The organism is Sorangium sp. So ce296 (assembly GCF_051529605.1).
GTDB classification, from domain to species: Bacteria; Myxococcota_A; Polyangia; order Polyangiales; family Polyangiaceae; genus Sorangium; species Sorangium cellulosum_D.
In genome coordinates, this window is sequence record NZ_CP150325.1 from 13,792,276 (window position 1) to 13,808,636 (window position 16,361).

Genomic DNA, 16,361 nt, shown 5'->3' on the forward strand with positions numbered 1-16,361 from the left:
CATCGCCCCGAGCTCGAGCTCGATCCGCTCCCCGATGCTGCGGAAGTTCCGGGCGCGGATCTTGGTGATCATCGCGGTTCGACCTCCCCCCCAGGCGCCCCTCACGCCGTGCGCGCGACCGCGATCGCGAGCGCCTCGCCGTCGACGCTGAGCTCGCGCCGCTCGGCCTGCCCCCACGCCGCGGGCGCCGCCCCGAGCACGAGCTCGGCCGCGAGCGCCTCCTGCATCAGGATCTCCCGCGCCGCCCCGGCCACCTTGCGGGCCCGCTCGCTGCCGTCGAGCGCGAGCCGGATCCGCTCGGTGAAGCCGAGGTCGAGCTCCTTGCGCAGCCCCTGCACGCGCGAGAGGATCTCCCGGCCGAGCCCCTCGTCGCGGAGCGCGTCCGTGAGCGCCGTGTGCAGCACGACGACCCCCGCGCGGCCGCCGGCCGCCGCGAACCCCTCGCCCGCCTCCACGGCGACCTCGATCTCCTCGGGGCCGAGCTCGACCTGCTCGCCGTCGAGCGCGATCGCGATCTTGCCCTCGGTCGCCAGCGCCGCGCGCAGCGCCGACGCGTCGGCCTTCGCGAGGACCTGCTTCGCGAGCTGCACCTTCTTGCCGAGCTTCGGCCCGAGCGCGCGGAAGTTCGGCTTGAGCACGTAACGGACCGCGCTCCCCTCCTCGCCGGGCTTCAGGAAGCGCACCTCGTGCACGTTGAGCTCCTCGGCGATGAGCGGCACGTGCTCGGCGAGCGCCGCCGCGAGCCCCTGCTGCGACAGCACGACGTCCGCGCGCGCGAGCGGCTGCCGCACCTTGAGCTTGTTCGCCGTGCGCACCTGCAGCCCGAGCGAGACGAGCTCGCGCACCGCGCGCATCTCGACCGCGAGCGGCTCGTCCACCGCGGCCTGGTCCGCCTCCGGGAAGGCCACGAGGTGCACGCTCTCCGGCTGCGACGCGGGCCACGGCCGCCGCACCAGGTTCTGGTACATCGCCTCGGCGAGGAACGGCGTGAACGGCGCGCTCAGCTTGGCGATCGCGACGAGCACCTCGTAGAGCGTGAAGTACGCGTCGCGCTTGTCCTGGGCCGCCCGCACGGCGCCCGGCGCGACGTCGAGCGGATCGGCCGGAGAGGACGGCGACAGCCGATCCTCGACCCACGTCGGAGAGGGGGCCCAGAAGCGCGCCCGGCTCCGGCGGACGTACCAGTTCGACAGCGCGTCCACGAGGTCGACCAGCCGCTGCGCGGCCTCGTACAAGCGGTACTCGTCGAGGTGCGCCGTCACCTCCCGCGTCGAGAGCGCGAGCTCCGAGAGGATCCACCGGTCGAGGAGCGACCGCTCCTTCGCGGGCCGGTAGCCGGCGCTCGCCGCGAGCGCCGCGGGCGACGTGTCCGTCGCGCCGGGGTTCCCCTCCGCGGGCGAGAAGCCGTCGATGTTCGCGTAGATGGTGAAGAACGAGTAGACGTTCCGGAGCTTGACCGCGAACTCCTTCTGGAGGGCGCGCACGTTCGTGAGCGAGTGGCGCGTGTTCGTCCACGGCGGGGAGGACGCGTAGAAGAACCACCGGAACGCGTCGGCCCCCGGCGCGGAGGTCGACGGGTCCTCGATGGTGACGCGCTCGGCCTGATCGAGCCGCGGCACGTCGTTCGGCATCACCGAGAGCGCCCCCTGCCCGGGCGTGAGGCCCAGCCTGTCGAGATCGGCCTCGGAGAGCGCGACGATCCGCCGCGGCATGCCCTTCTGCGGCCGGAGCTCCATGGTGATCGGCTGCGCCTCGCGATCGGCGCGGTACATCCGCACCTTCGCGGCGTCGCCCGTCAGGTCGAGCCCCTCGTAGTCCTCGCGCGCGATGAGCGCGACCCCGTCCTTCGGCTGGGCTCCCTTCACTTCGGCGGCCCGCACCGCGGCGAACTCCATCCGGACGCGCTCGAGGATGACCTCGGGCGGCGTGTAGTTGCCCTTCGACTTGCTCTCCTTCTTGCCCTCGCGGTCGCAGACGTGCCCCAGCACGACGCACGTCTTGTACGGGTGCGGGTAGCTCCGGAGCCGCGACAGCCCGAGCTTCTCCTGCGTCGCCTCGTCGAAGACCAGCGTCGAGACCATCAGGAGCGAGTAGAACCAGCCGCGCGTCTGGTCGATCGCCTCGCTGATGAAGTCCGCCGGGAACGCGCGATCGAACAGCTCCTTCGAGCCCGGGGCGTGCGGGTAGCCCCACTGCGCGAACGGCATGCTCCCGCTGTCGAACCACGCGTCGATGACCTCGGTCACGCGGCGCATCTCGCCGCCGCACGTGGGACAGGGGAACGTCACCCGGTCGATCCACGGCTTGTGGACGATGAGGTGGTCGTTCAGGCTCGGATCGGCCTTCTTCGCCTCGTGGAAGTGGTCGAAGGCGCGCGGGTTCAGCGCCTCGATCTCGGCGACCGACGCCGGGGCGAGCTGGTGCTCCTCGCTGCTCGCGCAGATCCAGACGTTGAGCGGCGTCCCCCAGTACCGCTCGCGCGAGAGCGCCCAGTCGACGTTGTTGGCGAGGAAGTCGCCGAAGCGCCCCTCCTGGATGTGGGGCGGCATCCAGTGGATCGCGCGGTTGTTGGCGATCGCCTTGTCGATGTTCTCGCGCGTCCTGATGTACCAGGCGGGCCGCGCGAGCTGGATCAGCGGATCGTCGTCGGCGCGCCAGCAGAACGGGTAGTCGTGGCGGTACTTCTCGTCGTGGACGAGCAGCCCGCGGGCCGCGAGATCCTTGAGGATGAGCGGGTCGGCGTCCTTCACCCACAGGCCCGAGAACGGCGTGAGCCCCGGCTCGAACGTGCCGTCCGGCCGCACCGCGCACAGGATCGGCACCTCGCCCGCGGCGCCCGGCTCGGCGAGCTCGGCGACGCGCCGCTTGTGGGCGTTGAAGTCGTCCTCGCCGAACGCGGGCGCGATGTGGACGACGCCGGTGCCGGAGTCGAGCGTGACGAAGTCGGCGCCGATCACGACCCAGTAGAGCGGCTCCTCCTTGCCGTCCTTCCGCCGCAGGGTGGCGCCCTCGAGCGACCTCGAGAAGCTGTCGAACGGCGGCCGGTACCGCTTCCCGATGAGCTCGCTCCCCTTGAGCTCGCGGAGCACGGGCAGGTCGCGCTTGAACTTCTTCGCGAGCTCCTCGCGCAGCGCCGCGGCGACGATGAGCTTCCGCGCCACCGGCGCCGCCCCACCCGCGGGCGCCCCCGCATCGACGACGACGTAGTCGAACTCGGGCCGCACGGCGGCGTAGCCGTTCGAGGGCAAGGTCCACGGGGTGGTCGTCCAGGCGCAGAGCGCGGTGTCCGGCTCGTCCACGAGCGGGAACGCCACGAACACGCTCGGGTCGTCCACGGTCTTGTAGTTCCAGCCGACCTCGGCCGCGCTGAGCGCCGTCCCCCCCTGCGGCCACCACCAGCAGACGCGGTGGCCGCGGTAGAGCAGCCCCTTCTTGTGCAGCTGCGAGAGCGCCCACCAGACGCTCTCGACGTAGCTCCGGTGGTAGGTGACGTAGGCGCTGTCGAGGTCGACCCAGAAGCCGATCTTGTCGGTCAGGCTCTCCCACGCCTCGGTGTACCGGAAGACCGAGTCGATGCAGCGCGAGATGAACGGCTCGACGCCGTAGCGCTCGATGTCGGCCTTGCCGTGGATGCGCAGCTCCTTCTCGACCTCGACCTCGACCGGCAGCCCGTGGGTGTCCCAGCCGGCCTTCCGCGGGACGTCGTAGCCGCGCATCGTCTTGTAGCGGGGGAAGACGTCCTTCACGGCGCGCGTGAGCACGTGGCCGTTGTGCGGCATGCCGTTGGCGGTCGGCGGGCCCTCGTAGAAGACGAACGTGCCCTTGGACGGGCCGGTGGCGCGGGTCTCGGCGCGGAGCGTCTTCTCGAAGATGCGGTGCTGCTTCCAGAAGGCGAGGATCTTCGCCTCGTCGGCGGGGAAGTTCAGCTCGGTCGCCACCTTGTCGAACAGGGGCTCGTGCGGGCCGTCGGTCGGTTTCTTCGAGGACGCTTCGGACATGGCCCGGCCTAGTAGCAAGGCGGATTGCCAGCGTCGAGGGAGGCGCGGGGGAGCGGCAAGCGGGAGGAGTGATAGGCTAGCCGCATGAGCGCACAGCACCCGCTGCTCCCGGGCAACGCCCCCGAGGTGGAGGCCGCGTTCCAGGCCGCGCCGGAGGAGATGGTCGCCGAGATCCTCGACGGGGAGCTGCACACGTTCCCGCGGCCAGGGCGGCCGCACACGCGTACGGCGTCGCTCCTGGGCGGAAGCCTCACGGGCCCCTTCGATCGCGGGAGAGGCGGACCTGGCGGCTGGGTCATCCTCGTGGAGCCCGAGCTCCACCTCGGACCGCGGCCCGACAAGGTCGTCCCCAATCTCGCCGGCTGGCGTCGCGAGCGCATGCCCGACGCGCTCGGGCCCGAGGACGCGCCCGCGCACTACGACCTCGCGCCCGACTGGGTGTGCGAGGTGATCTCCCCGCGCACGGAGCGCATCGACCGCGGCAAGAAGAGGCGGATCTACCGCCGCGAAGGGGTCCGCCACGCCTGGCTGATCAACCCGGTCGCGCAGACGCTCGAGGTGTACCGGCTCGACGACGGCCGGTGGTGGCTGCTCGACACCCACGATGGCGACGAGGTCGTGCGGGCCGAGCCGTTCGACGCGATCGAGCTGCCGCTCGCCGACCTCTGGGCGAGGTGAGGACGTCCGCCGCGCGGCCCGGCTCCGTGGGCGCGGCGGCGGGAGCAGGCGAGGTCACCCCCCGAGCGGCGCCGGCAGCGCGCCGCCGAAGTCGGCGCGGATCGCGGCCACCCCGTCCGCGCCCGCCGCGAGGCAGGCCGGCGCCGAGCCCGCGTCCACGCCGCCGAGGGCGATGAGCGCGACGCCGCGCGACGCGGCCGCGAGGCGGGCCCGCGCCTCGCCCAGCGCCGCGAGCCCGAGGGGCGGGCCCTTGCCGGGCGTCGCGAAGATCGGCGACAGCACGGCCGCGTCTGCCCCGGCCTCCGCCGCGCGGAGCACCTCGTCCACGCCGTGGCAGGCGACCGAGACGAAGACGCCGGCGCCGAGCAGGGCGCGCGCGTCCGCCACCGCGACCGAGCGGCGGCCGAGGTGCACGCCGTCCGCGCCCAGCAGCAGCGCGAGATCCAGGCGGTCGTTGACGACGAACGAGGCGCCGATCGCGGCGGTGGCGTCGCGCAGGCGCCGGCCGAGCGCGTGGAGCGCCGCGCCGGAGAGCTCGGGGTCGCGGAGCTGCACCGCCACGCGGGCGCGGGCCTCGGGGGGCAGGGCGCCGAACGCCGAGAGCCGCGCGAGCAGGGCCGGCTCCGGCACGTCCGCCGTCTGCGTGATGAGGGTCAACCGCGGGGTGAGCATGGCCGTCCTCCTGCGCCGACGCGCGGCGCGTCAGCGGTCTCCGTCGCCCGGGGCGCGCGCCCCTCCCGGAGCGCCCGGCTCGCCGAGCGCCTCGAGGTCCTGCCGGGCCATCCGGGCGAACCGGCTCGAAGGATACCGCTCGACGAGGAAGCGCAACGTGTCGGCCTGGGCGCGGCGATCGCCGTTCGCCTTGAAGCGCTCGGCCAGGCCGTACAGGGCCTCGCTCGGATCCTCGTACTGGCGGTGATCCGGGTCGACGTCGCTCGCGCACTGGTAAGGCGCCCGCGCGACGGCGGCGAAGATCACGAGCGGGCCCAGGGCCGCGCGGATGCCGGGGAGCACGGGCGCCATTCGCCGATGAACGCGCGCGAGCGTCAAGAGGACGCCGCGCCGTGACCCGCCGCCACCGCCGCGGACGCCGCGCCGCGCCGCGAGCCGCCGCCACCGCCCAGTCGAGCCGTCAGCTCAGGGGAGCGCCCGTCCGCGCGGCGCCGTTCTCGCTCCCGCCCTTCGGGCCCGGGGCGCTGAACGCCGCGTCGCCGAGGTCCTGCCCGCCCGCGCTCGGCCGGCGGGCGCTGCGCACCGCGCGCAGGAGCGTGTCGTGGAGGGCGCGCGCGCTGTCGTCCCAGTCGCGCCCGCCAGCGAGCTCCGCGACCCGCGCCGGGTCGTACTCGTGCCGCGCGGCGCGCAGCAGCGCGTCCGCGAGCGCGCCCTTGTCCCCCGGCGGGATGAGCTCGCCGAGCTCCGGGCTGTGGAGGATGTCGGGGATGCCCCCCACGCTCGTCCCCACCACGCGGCGCCCCGAGGCGAGCGCCTCCAGCACGACGTTGGGCGTCCCCTCGTGCAGGCTCGGGAGCACGAGGGCGTCCGAGGCCCCGAGCCACAGCGACACCTGGTCGTGCGGCAGGTAGCCGGTCACCGTCAGCCGGCCGCCCAGCCGGGCGGCGGCGGCCTTGCACGCCTGCTCCTCGGCGCCGCTGCCCACGAGCGTGAGCTCGAGGTCCGGGTGCGCGGGCGCGAGCCGCTCGAACGCCTCGACCAGATCGAGCACCCCCTTGTCCCGGTTCAGGTGGCCGACGAAGACGAACATCTTCGATGCAGGCGACCGGCCGAGCGCCGCGCGCGACTCGGCGCGGCTGCGCGGCTGGAACAGCTTCGCGTCGACGCCGTTCATGACGATGTCGATGCGATCGCGCGGCACGCCGAGCGCCGCCACCCCGTCCGCGAGCTTGCGGCTGACCGCCACCACCCGGGTCGCGCGCGTGAGGCCCCAGCTGAGCGGCCGCCGGAGCCGCGCGTCGCGCGGGATCACGTCGATGTCCGACCCGTGCACCTTGATGACGACCGGCACCCGGAGCAGCCGACCGAGGCACACGGCGGCGAAGCCGTCCGGGTAGGCGAACGCCCCGACGATCACGTCGGGCGACGGGCCGCGCCCGACGAGCTCCGGGAGCATCGACGCCGCGTACAGCGGGCCGTTCAGGGCCGGCGCGACCCTCGGCACGTAGAGATAGCGCGGGTGCCGGACCGGGAGCCCGTCGATGACCTCCTCGCGCGGCGCGCTGGCGCCGACAGGCCACTTCGAGAGCCGCTCGATGCCAGGGAACCACGGGATCGTCGCGAGCACCCGGACGTCGCAGTAACGCGACAGCGCGGCGAACTGCCGACGATTGTACGGCGCCTCGTCCGGGTGAACCGCGTTCGGGAAAATCTTCGTGATAAGCAAAACACGCATGCGCCGCAAGAGCTCCTCCTGTCTGAATCGATCCGAGGCAGCGAGCGCGCCGGCAACAGGGGCTTTGGTGCCGGCGCTGGTTCGAGGCGTCTCGTTAGGTCGCGTTGGGTCTCGTCGGGTCTCGTTGGGTCTCGTCGCGTCTCGTCGGGTCTCGTCGGGTCTCGTCGCGTCCCGGTCAGGCTTGCTGAGGCTCGCTCGGCCTCTTCAAGCTCGGTCGGTCTCGCTCAACCTCGTATTCAGCACGGGTCCCTGGCTCGTTCCCCCGGACCTCTGCGCCCGCGGCGAGGCCTCCCCGCCGCGCCGCCGGGCGACGAGCTCGTCGAAGAGCCGCACGTGCGCGTCGACCATCGCCTCCAGGCTGAACTGCTCGGCGAACTTCGCGGGGCCGCGCGTGCGCGCGCGCTCGCGGAGCTCCGCGTCGCGGGCGACCCGCGAGAGGTGCTCGACCAGCGCGCCCGGGTCCTTCGGCGGGACGAGGAACCCGTCGACCCCGTGCTCGATGATCTCGGGGACGCCGCCGACGCGGCTCGCCACGATCGGCTTGCCGAGCGCGAGCGCCTCGAGCAGGGCGAGCGGCAGCCCCTCCCAGAGCGACGGGAGCACGTAGGCGTCGAACGCGGAGACGAGCTCGGGGACGTCCGAGCGATACCCGGGGAAGAGCATCCGGTCGCCGAGCCCCGCGTCCCTGGCGCGCTGCTGGAGCTCCCCCCGGAGCGGGCCGTCGCCCGCGACGACGAAGCGCGCCTCCGGGGCGCGCCGCAGCACCTCCGGCGCCGCCTCGATGAGGTAGCGGAGCCCCTTCTGCTCGATGTGCACCACCGCGCACCCGAACACGAACTCCTGCTCGCCGATGCCGAGCTCCGCGCGGATGCGCCCCTGCTGGCCGCTCGTCAGGGCCCGGGCGAAGCGCGTCCCGTCGATGCCGTTGTGGATGACCCGGACCGGCGCGCGGACCTTCACGTCGTCGACGAGGATGCGCTTCAGGTCGTGCGAGACCGCGACCATCTCGTCGGCGAGGTAGGCGTAGTAGCCGAATTTGCGCCGGTCGAACCCCTTCGCCCGGTTGATCTGGTTGTGCTCCGAGTAGACGACCAGCGGCCGATTCCGGAGCAGGCGCGCCGCGAGGCCGGCGAAGATGAGCGGAGCCCGGTTGTGGACGTGGACGATATCCACGGAGCGCTGGTGGAAGAAGCGCCGGATCCAGAGGATCGCCTCGGGATCGCTCTTGAGGCCGGGCAGCACCGGCCGGAGATCCTTCGTGATCACGAGGCACTTGGAGCGGGGCAGCTTCACCTCCGAGAAGAGCCGCCCCTCGCCGTCGAGGCAGATCAGCGAGAGATCGAAGCCCTGATCGCCGAGCCGATCGAGGAGGCTCAGCACCACCTTCTCGAGCCCGCCGACCTCGAGGTTGTTCACGACCATGCAGACGTTGGGCTTGCTCATATTCTCCTGAGCGGACCGTCAGGTCGCCGCGGTCGTCCTCGGAGCGCCCCGTCGCGTCACGACAGAGGTGTCGACCGTGCGATGAGCGTTCCGTGTCATTCTGACTCAGGGCTGTGAGCGTATCATGACCCCGGCGTGCTGTTCGTTTGACTTCGCACATCGGGACGCCGCGCCGCGCTCCCCGCAGCGCGCTCTCCCGTAGCGCGCCGCGCCCCGCAGCGCGCTGAGCCCGCCGCCCGCTGCGCAGCGGCGCGCCCCCCCGCCGCGCGCTCCTACAGCCCGGCGATCTTGCCGTGCTCCGGCGACGACGCCGTCGCGTAGAGCTTCTTCGGCATCCGCCCCGCGAGGTAGGCCATTCGCCCGGCCCTCACCGCGTCCCGCATCGCCTGCGCCATCAGGATCGGATCCCGCGCGCCCGCGATGGCCGTGTTCATCAACACCCCATCACACCCGAGCTCCATCGCCACCGCGGCGTCGCTCGCCGTCCCGACGCCCGCGTCCACGATCACCGGCACCTTCGCCGTCTCGCGGATGATCATCAGGTTGTACGGGTTCCGGATGCCGAGCCCGCTGCCGATCGGCGCGGCCAGGGGCATCACGGCCGCGCACCCGATGTCCTCCAGCTTCCGGCAGACGATCGGGTCATCCATGCAGTAAGGCAGCACCGTGAAGCCCTCCTTGACCAGGATCTTCGCCGCCTCCAGCGTCGCCTCGTTGTCCGGGAACAGCGTCCGTTCGTCGCCGATGACCTCGAGCTTCACGAGGTCCGACAGCCCGAGCTCGCGCGCGAGCCGGCAGGTGCGGACCGCGTCCTCGACGGTGGTGCAGCCCGCCGTGTTCGGCAGGATCGTGACGCGCCCCTGCTGGAGCAGCGACATCATCGACCCCTCGCCCCGCTCCTTCAGGTTCACGCGGCGGAGGGCCACCGTGACCACCTCCGCGCCGGACGCCTCGAGCGCGCGACGGGTCTCCTCCAGGTCCTTGTACTTGCCCGTCCCCACGAAGAGGCGGGAAGTGAACGTGTGTCTGCCGATCGTCAACGCGTCGCTCGTCATCGCAGGCTCCTCGGTCTCGACCCAGACGATCTAGCTAGTCGGACCGGGACACAGGGTCCAGCACGACCGCGCCGCGGGCTTCGGGCGTGCCCCGCTCGCCAGCATGGTATCGTTGCCCCTATGTCTCCCAGAGCCTTGCTCATAGCCCTCCTCTTCGCGTTGCCACCCGCGGTCACCCTCGCGCCCGGGGGCGACGCCGACCCAGCAGCCGGGGTGAGCCCCGGCGCGCTCCTGTCCGGCCCGCGCGCCGCGCAGGCGGCCGTCTCCATCCAGCTCTCGCTGGACGAGCTCGTCGCCGCCGCCTCGTACGTCGTGGTCGCGACCGCGACCGAGCAGCACAGCAGGTGGGAGGAGCTCGGCGGGTCCGAGAGGATCGTGACGTATACCCGCCTGTCGATCGACCGCACCGTGGCCGGGCAGCCCGACGCCGACGTGTGGGTGAGGACGCTCGGGGGCATCGTCGGGGACGTCGGACAGCACGTGGCCGGCGACGCGCAGCTCAGGATCGGCGCGCAGGCGATGATCTTCGTGTCCCGGGCCAGCTCCGCGCTCGTCGTGTCCGGGATGGCCCAGGGCCACTACCCCATCGTCGACGCCGAGGAGACGCGGCGGATCGCCGGCGCGCCGCGCATCGCCGTGCGGCGGCTGGCCGCGAGCCCGTCCAGCGGGACCGTCCTGGCCCGGCCCGGCCCGGCGATCTCGGCGCGCGAGCAGCTCGTCGGCGCGACGGTCGACGCGGCCATCGACGCGGTGAGCCGCGCCTGGAAGGCGAAGCATGCGCAGAAGTGATCTCGCGCCCGCCGGGCGCGGCGCGCGCGCCCGCGCCGCCGCCTCGTTCACGCTCGTCGCCGCGGCGCTCGCCCTCCCCCGGGCCGCCCTGGCCTACTGCCGCACCAGCGTCTGTCCCGAGACCCAGTCGACCGCGGCCGTCTGCAACCCGCAGCAGGCGACCGACTGCGGCATCCCCCTCGCCTGGCCCTCGCCGTGCGTCAGCTACTCGCTCCAGGAAGACGCCTCGGACCAGGTGACGCTCGCGGAGGCCGAGGCGATCTTCGAGCAGGCCTTCGCCACGTGGACCGCGGCCGACTGCGGCGGCGGGACGAGCCCCCGCATGGAGGTCACCTACCTCGGCCCGATCTCGTGCGACGCGCACGAGTACAACCAGCGCAAGGGGAACGCGAACATCATCACGTTCCGGGACGACGGGTGGCCGTACGGCAGCGGCGGGAACACCCTCGCGCTCACGACCGTCACCTACAACCTCAAGAACGGCGAGATCTACGACGCCGACATGGAGATCAACTCGTTCGACGTGACGCTCTCGATGGGCGACGACGACGTCTCGTTCGATCTCCTGAGCATCGCCACGCACGAGGCCGGCCACTTCCTCGGGCTCTCGCACTCGGCCGAGGTCACCGCGACCATGTACGCCGACTACCGGCCGGAGAGCACGATCCTCCGCGACCTCGACGACGACGACCGCGCGGGGATCTGCTCGGTGTACCCGCCCGGGGAGCCGGTCGAGGCGTGCGACCCCACGCCGCGCCACGGCTTCTCCGACCTGTGCGCCAAAGATCAGCCCGCCCCGGAGGAGAGCGGCGGCTGCGCCGCGGCCCCGTCGTCGCCAGGCGGCGGAGGCGGCGGCGGGCTCCTCGCCGCGGCGGCCGCGTCGCTCGGCGCGCTCGCGCGGGCGCGGCGCGGCAGGGCAGCGCGCCCGCGCCGGGAGAGGGCCCGCTGAGCCAGGCTCCCCCCGTCCTCGTCGAGCGCGAAGGCGATCTCGCCCGGGTGGTCGAGCGCGCGGCGCGCGCCGACGCGCTCGCGGTCGACGTGGAGGCCAACGGGCTGTTCGCGTACCGCCCGCGGCTCTGCACCGTCCAGCTCGCCTTCCGCGAGGGCGACGGCGTCGCGGTCGCCATCGTCGACGCGCTCCGCGCGCCGGTCGCGCCGCTCGCGCCGCTCCTCGGGGCCGCGGGGCCGCCCAAGGTGCTGCACGACCTCACCTTCGACGCGCGCATGCTCGCCGAGGCGGGCGCGCCGCTCGCCGGCGTGCGCGACACCTCGGTCGCCGCGCGCATGCTGGGGCGCGCGGCGACGGGGCTCGCGGCGCTCGTCTCCGCGGAGCTCGGCGTGAAGCTCGACAAGCAGCTCCAGCAGCACGACTGGGGGCGCAGGCCGCTCGCGGACGCCGAGCTGCGCTACCTGGCCGACGACGTGCTCCACCTGCTCCCGCTCGACGCGCGGCTCGCGGAGCACGGCCGCGCGCTCGGGATCGAGGACGAGATCGCGGAGGAGTGCGCCTACAAGCTGGCGAGCGCCCTCGGCCCGCCGCGCGATCCGCGGCCGGCGTACGCGCGCATCAAGGGGGCCCAGGCGCTCGACCCGGAGGGCCGCGCGATCCTCCGGCGGCTCGTCCTGGCGCGCGAGGCCGCCGCCGAGGAGGCCGACCAGCCCGCCTTCAAGATCGTCGCCGGCGAGGTGCTCCTCGAGCTCGCGCAGCGGAGGCCGACCCGGGCCGACGACGTGCGCGCCGTCCGCGGGGCCGCGGCGGGCCGCGCGGGGGGCCTCGTCGCCGCGTGGCTCCGCGCGATCGAGCAGGGGCGCGGCGACGGCGACGTGCCGGAGGACGAGCGCGCCCTCTTCGCGCAGACCCGCCCGTCCCGGCGGGAGATCGCCGTCCGGCGCGCGATGGAGACCCGGATCGCCGCGTGGCGCAGGGCCGAGGCGAAGGCGCGGCAGGTCGACGAGCAGGTCGTGCTGCCAGGCCACTGCGCGCAGGATCTCGTGGAGATCGCGCTCGCGGGGGGCCGCGCCGGCGGCGGCGCGGTCGCCGACGCGATCGCGCGCATCCCGGGGCTCGGCGCGCGCCGGCTCGCGCGCTACGGCGCCGCGCTCGCGGCGCTCGTGACCGCGGCGCTGGCGAGCGAGCCGCCCGCCGCGGCGGTGTAGCTGCGAGCGCGCGTACGCGCCGCAGCGTACGCGCCGCAGCGTAAGCTGGCGCGCCGCGCGTTCGGCGCGCACGTCGCGCCGCGCTGCCCGGTGCACGCGCGTCCGTCGACGGTCGTCCGCGCGCGCGACGCCCCGTACGCAGGCGGGCCGGCCGGTCGTCCACGCGCGCGCCGCCCGGTCGACAGACGCGCCGCGCGGTGGAATAGCAGGGGCCCATGCCCTGGAACGATCATCCCAAGGGTTCGAAGCGACTCCGCCTTTTGCCGGCGGCGAAGTGGTGGATCCGCGCCGCGCTCGCCTTCGCGCTCGTCTTCGGGTGCGTCCTCCTGGGAGCGAGCGCCGGCGAGCTGTCCCCGCCGCCTCCCCCCTCGGCGCCCCCGGCGGCGCCGAGCGCCGAGGCCGGCGTCGATCCCGAGACGATCCCGGTCGCCCCCGACTCGCCGCGGGCCTCGGTGCGCGCCTTCTTCGAGCTCTGTCGCGCGGGCGAGTACACCGAGGCCGCGCGCTTCCTCGATCTGCCGCCGAAGGCGGACGGCGCGGCGCTCGCGCAGAAGCTCAAGGCGGTGCTCGATCGGCACATCTGGGTCGACCTGGAGACGATCTCGCCGCACGCGCAGGGGGACACGCAGGACAACCTCGGGGCCGGCGTGGAGCAGATCGCCAAGATCCCGACCCGGACCGGGTACCAGCCGGTGCGCCTGGTGCGGCGCACGACCCCCGACGGCGTGCGCTGGATCTTCTCGCGCGCGACCGTGGAGCGCGTCGACGACTGGTACGCGCGGCTCGAAGATCGCTGGCTGCGCGACCACCTGCCGCCGGCGCTCTTGCGCCCGGGGCCGCGCGAGCTGCTCTGGTGGCAGTGGCTCGCGCTGCCGGTCTTCGCGCTCGCCGGCTGGCTCGTCGGCGCGGTCCTGAGCTTTGCCCTCCGCGCCTTGCTCCGCCGCCTCGTCGTCCGGACGGAGTCCCCGCTCGACGACGCGCTCCTCGAGGGCACGCGCGGCCCGCTCACGTTCGCGGCGGCGCTGCTCGCCATCGAGATCGCGCTCCCGTGGCTCGGGCTCTACGCGCCGGCCGAGGCGTTCCTCGACAAGGTGGTGCGCGCCGGCGTCTTCGTCGCCGTCTTCTGGTTCGCCCTCCGCGCGATCGACGCCGTCGGCGGCCGCCTGCTCGCCGCCCCCGCGACGCGCGACAACCCCGCGGCGCGCTCGCTCGTGCCGCTCATGGGGCGGATCGCGAAGGTCGCGATCGTGATCGTCGGCGCGATCGCCGTGCTGTCCGAGCTCGGCTACCCGGTGGCGAGCCTCATCGCCGGCCTCGGCATCGGCGGCGTCGCGCTCGCCCTCGCCGCGCAGAAGACGGTGGAGAACCTCTTCGGCTCGGTCTCGATCGGCATCGATCGGCCGTTCCAGGTCGGCGATTTCGTGAAGGTGGACGCGCTGCTCGGCACGGTCGAGACCATCGGCCTCCGCTCGACCCGGATCCGCACGCTCGACCGGACGATCGTCACGATCCCGAACGGCAAGCTGGCCGATCTCCAGATCGAGTCGTACACGGCGCGCGACCGGATGCGCCTCGCCTGCGTGCTGGCCCTCGTCCACGAGACCACGCCCGAGCAGCTCCGCGCGATCATCGAGGGGTGCGAGCGCGCGCTGCGCGCGCACCCGAAGATCTGGCCGGACGACGTCGTGGTGCGCTTCGTCGGCGTCGGCCCCTCGTCGCTCGACGTCGAGGTGATGGCGTGGTTCCAGACGACGGACTTCGGCGAGTTCCGGACGATGCGTCAGGAGATGCTGATCACCTTCCTGGAGCTCATCGCCTCGGCCGGGTCGCGGCTCGCGCACCCGACGCAGACGCTGCACGTCGCGACGCGCGACGGGGCGCGCCCGCGGCCCGAGGCGGCCGACGGCGGCGGCCCGGCTAACGGGCGGCGGGAGCCGCGGCCGGCGCCATCGGCTGGAGCCCCGCCTTCTCGATGAGCGCGCGGTCCTCGTCCGGGCCCGGGTTCGGGGTCGTGAGCAGCTTGTCTCCGTAGAAGATCGAGTTCGCCCCCGCGTACATGCAGAGCAGCTGCGCCTCGCGCGAGAGCTCCGTCCGGCCGGCGGACAGGCGCACCATCGCGCGCGGCATCATGAGCCGCGCGACGGCGATCATCCGGATGAACTCGACCGGGTCCACGGGCGGCAGGCTCTCCAGCGGGGTGCCCGGCGAGCGCACGAGGGCGTTGATCGGCACGCTCTCCGGGTGCGGGTCGAGGCGCGCGAGCTCGACGAGCATCTCGCAGCGGTCGGCGATCGACTCGCCCATGCCGATGATGCCGCCCGAGCAGACGGTGATGCCGGCGCGCCGGACGTTGCGCAGGGTGACGAGCCGCTCGTCGTACGTGCGCGTCGAGATGATCGATTTGTAGGCCTTCCGCGACGTGTCGAGGTTGTGGTTGTACGCGTCGAGGCCGGCCTCTTTGAGGCGGCGCGCCTGGTCGTCGGTGAGCATGCCGAGGGTGCAGCACGCCTCGAGGCCGAGCGCCTTCACGCCGCGCACCATGTCGAGGACGCGCTCGAAGGCGGGGCCTTCCTTCACCTCGCGCCACGCGGCGCCCATGCAGAACCTCGTCGAGCCGCCCGCGCGGGCGCGCTCGGCGGCCGCGAGGACCGCGCCGACGTCGAGCATGCGCTCCGGCCCGACCTCGGTCTCGTAGTGGCTCGACTGCGGGCAGTAGGCGCAGTCCTCGGGGCAGCCGCCCGTCTTGACGCTGAGCAGGGTGCAGAGCTGCACCTCGTGCTCGCCGTGGAACGCGCGGTGGACCGAGCGCGCGCGGTCGATCAGCTCGAAGAGCGGGAGATCGTGCAGGGCGACCGCCTGCTCGACCGTCCAGTCGTGGCGGACCCCGCCCGCCGCCGGGGCGCTCCCGTTCGGTTCCTTGCGCCCACCGTTGTGCCCCGCCGCGTCCCGTTCGATCCCGTCGAGCATGGGCTCCGCTCATACCCAGGCTTGGGTCGCCGCTGCAAGCGAGGCGCGAGGGAGACGCCAGGGGTGCGCTGCGAAGGAGGGGGGCGAGCCCCGCGAAGGAGGCGTGGCGGCGGTGATCGCAGCGCCGCCGCCGTGGGGAGCAGCGCAGCCGCCGCGGGGGCAGCGCCGCCGCCGCGGGGGCAGCGCCGCCGCCGCGGGGGTGGAGCGCGCCGGCGCGGCTGCGAGGGATCCTGGTGAGCGGAGGAGGGCATCCGACGCCGGCGCGAAGCCTTCCGGCGCCGGCGCGAAGCCTTCCGGCGCCGGCGCGAAGCCTTCCGGCGCCGGCGCGAAGCCTTCCGGCGCCGGCGCGAAGCCTTCCGGCGCCGGCGCGAAGCCTTCCGTCGCGCTCCGGAAGCTTCCGGCGCGGAGCGGGAGGTCTGATTTGCCGGGGATCTGGCCCTCCGGCGCGCGACGGAGGCCGTCGAGGGCGGGGCCGGCGCCGCTAAGTACGCGAAATGTCGTGCTCGGGAGCGCGGCGAAGGGCTTCGTTTCCGTGACGGAAGCTTCCGGAGCGCGACGGAAGCCTTCGTGCCGGCGCACGAAGGTCTCGGGGGCGCGCTGCGTGCCGCGATTCCTGTGCGGGAGCGCTTCGCCGGGGGCGAGACGGCCTTCGGCAAGCAGCCGTGTGCGACGTCGAGGTCATGAAGGTGCGTGACCAGCTCGCGAACGCGAAAGGCGCTGAAGGACCTGGATGGAGACGTGGCCCGGGTCGAGCCCATCGTGGAGCAGGGCGCGAAGTTTGATGAGCCGAACATCACGGTTGGGGACGGCGATCCGTTCAACTGGAAGACGGGCGAGACACTGACCCCGATAGATTCGCCATCATCC

12 protein-coding genes are annotated in these 16,361 nt (G+C 73.6%); 5 read left to right on the top strand and 7 right to left on the bottom strand.

The annotated features are described in order from the left end of the window. Positions 1–101: 101 nt before the first annotated feature. Positions 102–3,998, bottom strand: a complete 3,897-nt coding sequence (gene ileS, locus WME98_RS50865) for an isoleucine--tRNA ligase (protein ID WP_437948827.1) — start codon at positions 3,996–3,998, stop codon at positions 102–104. Between the two features lie 84 nt (positions 3,999–4,082). Here ileS and WME98_RS50870 point away from each other — a divergent pair, with 84 nt between their 5' ends. Then, positions 4,083–4,676, top strand: coding sequence for a Uma2 family endonuclease (locus WME98_RS50870; protein ID WP_437948828.1), 594 nt, complete (start codon positions 4,083–4,085; stop codon positions 4,674–4,676). 54 nt (positions 4,677–4,730) lie between these two features. On the opposite strand, the gene WME98_RS50875 is transcribed toward WME98_RS50870, so the two are convergent. From WME98_RS50875 to WME98_RS50895, 5 genes are all read right to left on the bottom strand, one after another. Continuing rightward, positions 4,731–5,348 (bottom strand): thiamine phosphate synthase, encoded by a 618-nt coding sequence (locus tag WME98_RS50875; protein WP_437932826.1) that lies wholly within the window; start codon positions 5,346–5,348, stop codon positions 4,731–4,733. A gap of 30 nt (positions 5,349–5,378) precedes the next feature. Continuing rightward, complete coding sequence (locus WME98_RS50880) at positions 5,379–5,699, bottom strand: tetratricopeptide repeat protein (protein WP_020737057.1); 321 nt, start codon at positions 5,697–5,699, stop codon at positions 5,379–5,381. A 109-nt stretch (positions 5,700–5,808) separates the two neighbouring features. Next, positions 5,809–7,083, bottom strand: a complete 1,275-nt coding sequence (locus WME98_RS50885; RefSeq protein ID WP_437948829.1) for a glycosyltransferase family 4 protein — start codon at positions 7,081–7,083, stop codon at positions 5,809–5,811. A 204-nt stretch (positions 7,084–7,287) separates the two neighbouring features. Beyond that, positions 7,288–8,526 (bottom strand): glycosyltransferase, encoded by a 1,239-nt coding sequence (locus WME98_RS50890; protein WP_437321907.1) that lies wholly within the window; start codon positions 8,524–8,526, stop codon positions 7,288–7,290. A 272-nt stretch (positions 8,527–8,798) separates the two neighbouring features. Continuing rightward, positions 8,799–9,581 (bottom strand): thiazole synthase, encoded by a 783-nt coding sequence (locus WME98_RS50895; RefSeq protein ID WP_061621915.1) that lies wholly within the window; start codon positions 9,579–9,581, stop codon positions 8,799–8,801. A gap of 135 nt (positions 9,582–9,716) precedes the next feature. On the opposite strand from WME98_RS50895, the gene WME98_RS50900 reads away from it, so the two are divergent. The 4 genes from WME98_RS50900 to WME98_RS50915 all read left to right on the top strand — a co-directional run bounded on the left by WME98_RS50900 (position 9,717) and on the right by WME98_RS50915 (position 14,503). After that, entirely contained in the window at positions 9,717–10,370 is a 654-nt protein-coding gene (locus WME98_RS50900; RefSeq protein WP_437948830.1) for a hypothetical protein, read from the top strand. Then, positions 10,357–11,319: a matrixin family metalloprotease gene (locus WME98_RS50905; protein ID WP_437948831.1), complete on the top strand. Its 963-nt coding sequence runs from the start codon at positions 10,357–10,359 to the stop codon at positions 11,317–11,319. Before WME98_RS50900 ends, WME98_RS50905 begins: the two co-directional genes overlap by 14 nt. 47 nt (positions 11,320–11,366) lie before the next feature. Continuing rightward, positions 11,367–12,527, top strand: a complete 1,161-nt coding sequence (locus tag WME98_RS50910) for an HRDC domain-containing protein (protein WP_437948832.1) — start codon at positions 11,367–11,369, stop codon at positions 12,525–12,527. Between the two features lie 215 nt (positions 12,528–12,742). After that, positions 12,743–14,503 (top strand): mechanosensitive ion channel family protein, encoded by a 1,761-nt coding sequence (locus WME98_RS50915; RefSeq protein WP_437948833.1) that lies wholly within the window; start codon positions 12,743–12,745, stop codon positions 14,501–14,503. Here WME98_RS50915 and bioB read toward each other — a convergent pair. Next, positions 14,445–15,494, bottom strand: coding sequence for a biotin synthase BioB (gene bioB, locus WME98_RS50920; protein WP_437322282.1), 1,050 nt, complete (start codon positions 15,492–15,494; stop codon positions 14,445–14,447). The genes WME98_RS50915 and bioB overlap by 59 nt on opposite strands. Between the last annotated feature and the right edge of the window lie 867 nt (positions 15,495–16,361).

Excerpts from the sequence above, each read along its gene's own strand:
- WME98_RS50895 (WP_061621915.1), bottom strand. The coding sequence starts at position 9,581 with ATGACGAGCGACGCGTTGACGATCGGCAGACACACGTTCACTTCCCGC.
- WME98_RS50915 (WP_437948833.1), top strand. The coding sequence starts at position 12,743 with ATGCCCTGGAACGATCATCCCAAGGGTTCGAAGCGACTCCGCCTTTTG.
- WME98_RS50880 (WP_020737057.1), bottom strand. The coding sequence starts at position 5,699 with ATGGCGCCCGTGCTCCCCGGCATCCGCGCGGCCCTGGGCCCGCTCGTG.
- ileS (WP_437948827.1), bottom strand. The coding sequence starts at position 3,998 with ATGTCCGAAGCGTCCTCGAAGAAACCGACCGACGGCCCGCACGAGCCC.
- bioB (WP_437322282.1), bottom strand. The coding sequence starts at position 15,494 with ATGCTCGACGGGATCGAACGGGACGCGGCGGGGCACAACGGTGGGCGC.
- WME98_RS50870 (WP_437948828.1), top strand. The coding sequence starts at position 4,083 with ATGAGCGCACAGCACCCGCTGCTCCCGGGCAACGCCCCCGAGGTGGAG.
- WME98_RS50890 (WP_437321907.1), bottom strand. The coding sequence starts at position 8,526 with ATGAGCAAGCCCAACGTCTGCATGGTCGTGAACAACCTCGAGGTCGGC.
- WME98_RS50885 (WP_437948829.1), bottom strand. The coding sequence starts at position 7,083 with ATGCGTGTTTTGCTTATCACGAAGATTTTCCCGAACGCGGTTCACCCG.
- WME98_RS50905 (WP_437948831.1), top strand. The coding sequence starts at position 10,357 with ATGCGCAGAAGTGATCTCGCGCCCGCCGGGCGCGGCGCGCGCGCCCGC.
- WME98_RS50875 (WP_437932826.1), bottom strand. The coding sequence starts at position 5,348 with ATGCTCACCCCGCGGTTGACCCTCATCACGCAGACGGCGGACGTGCCG.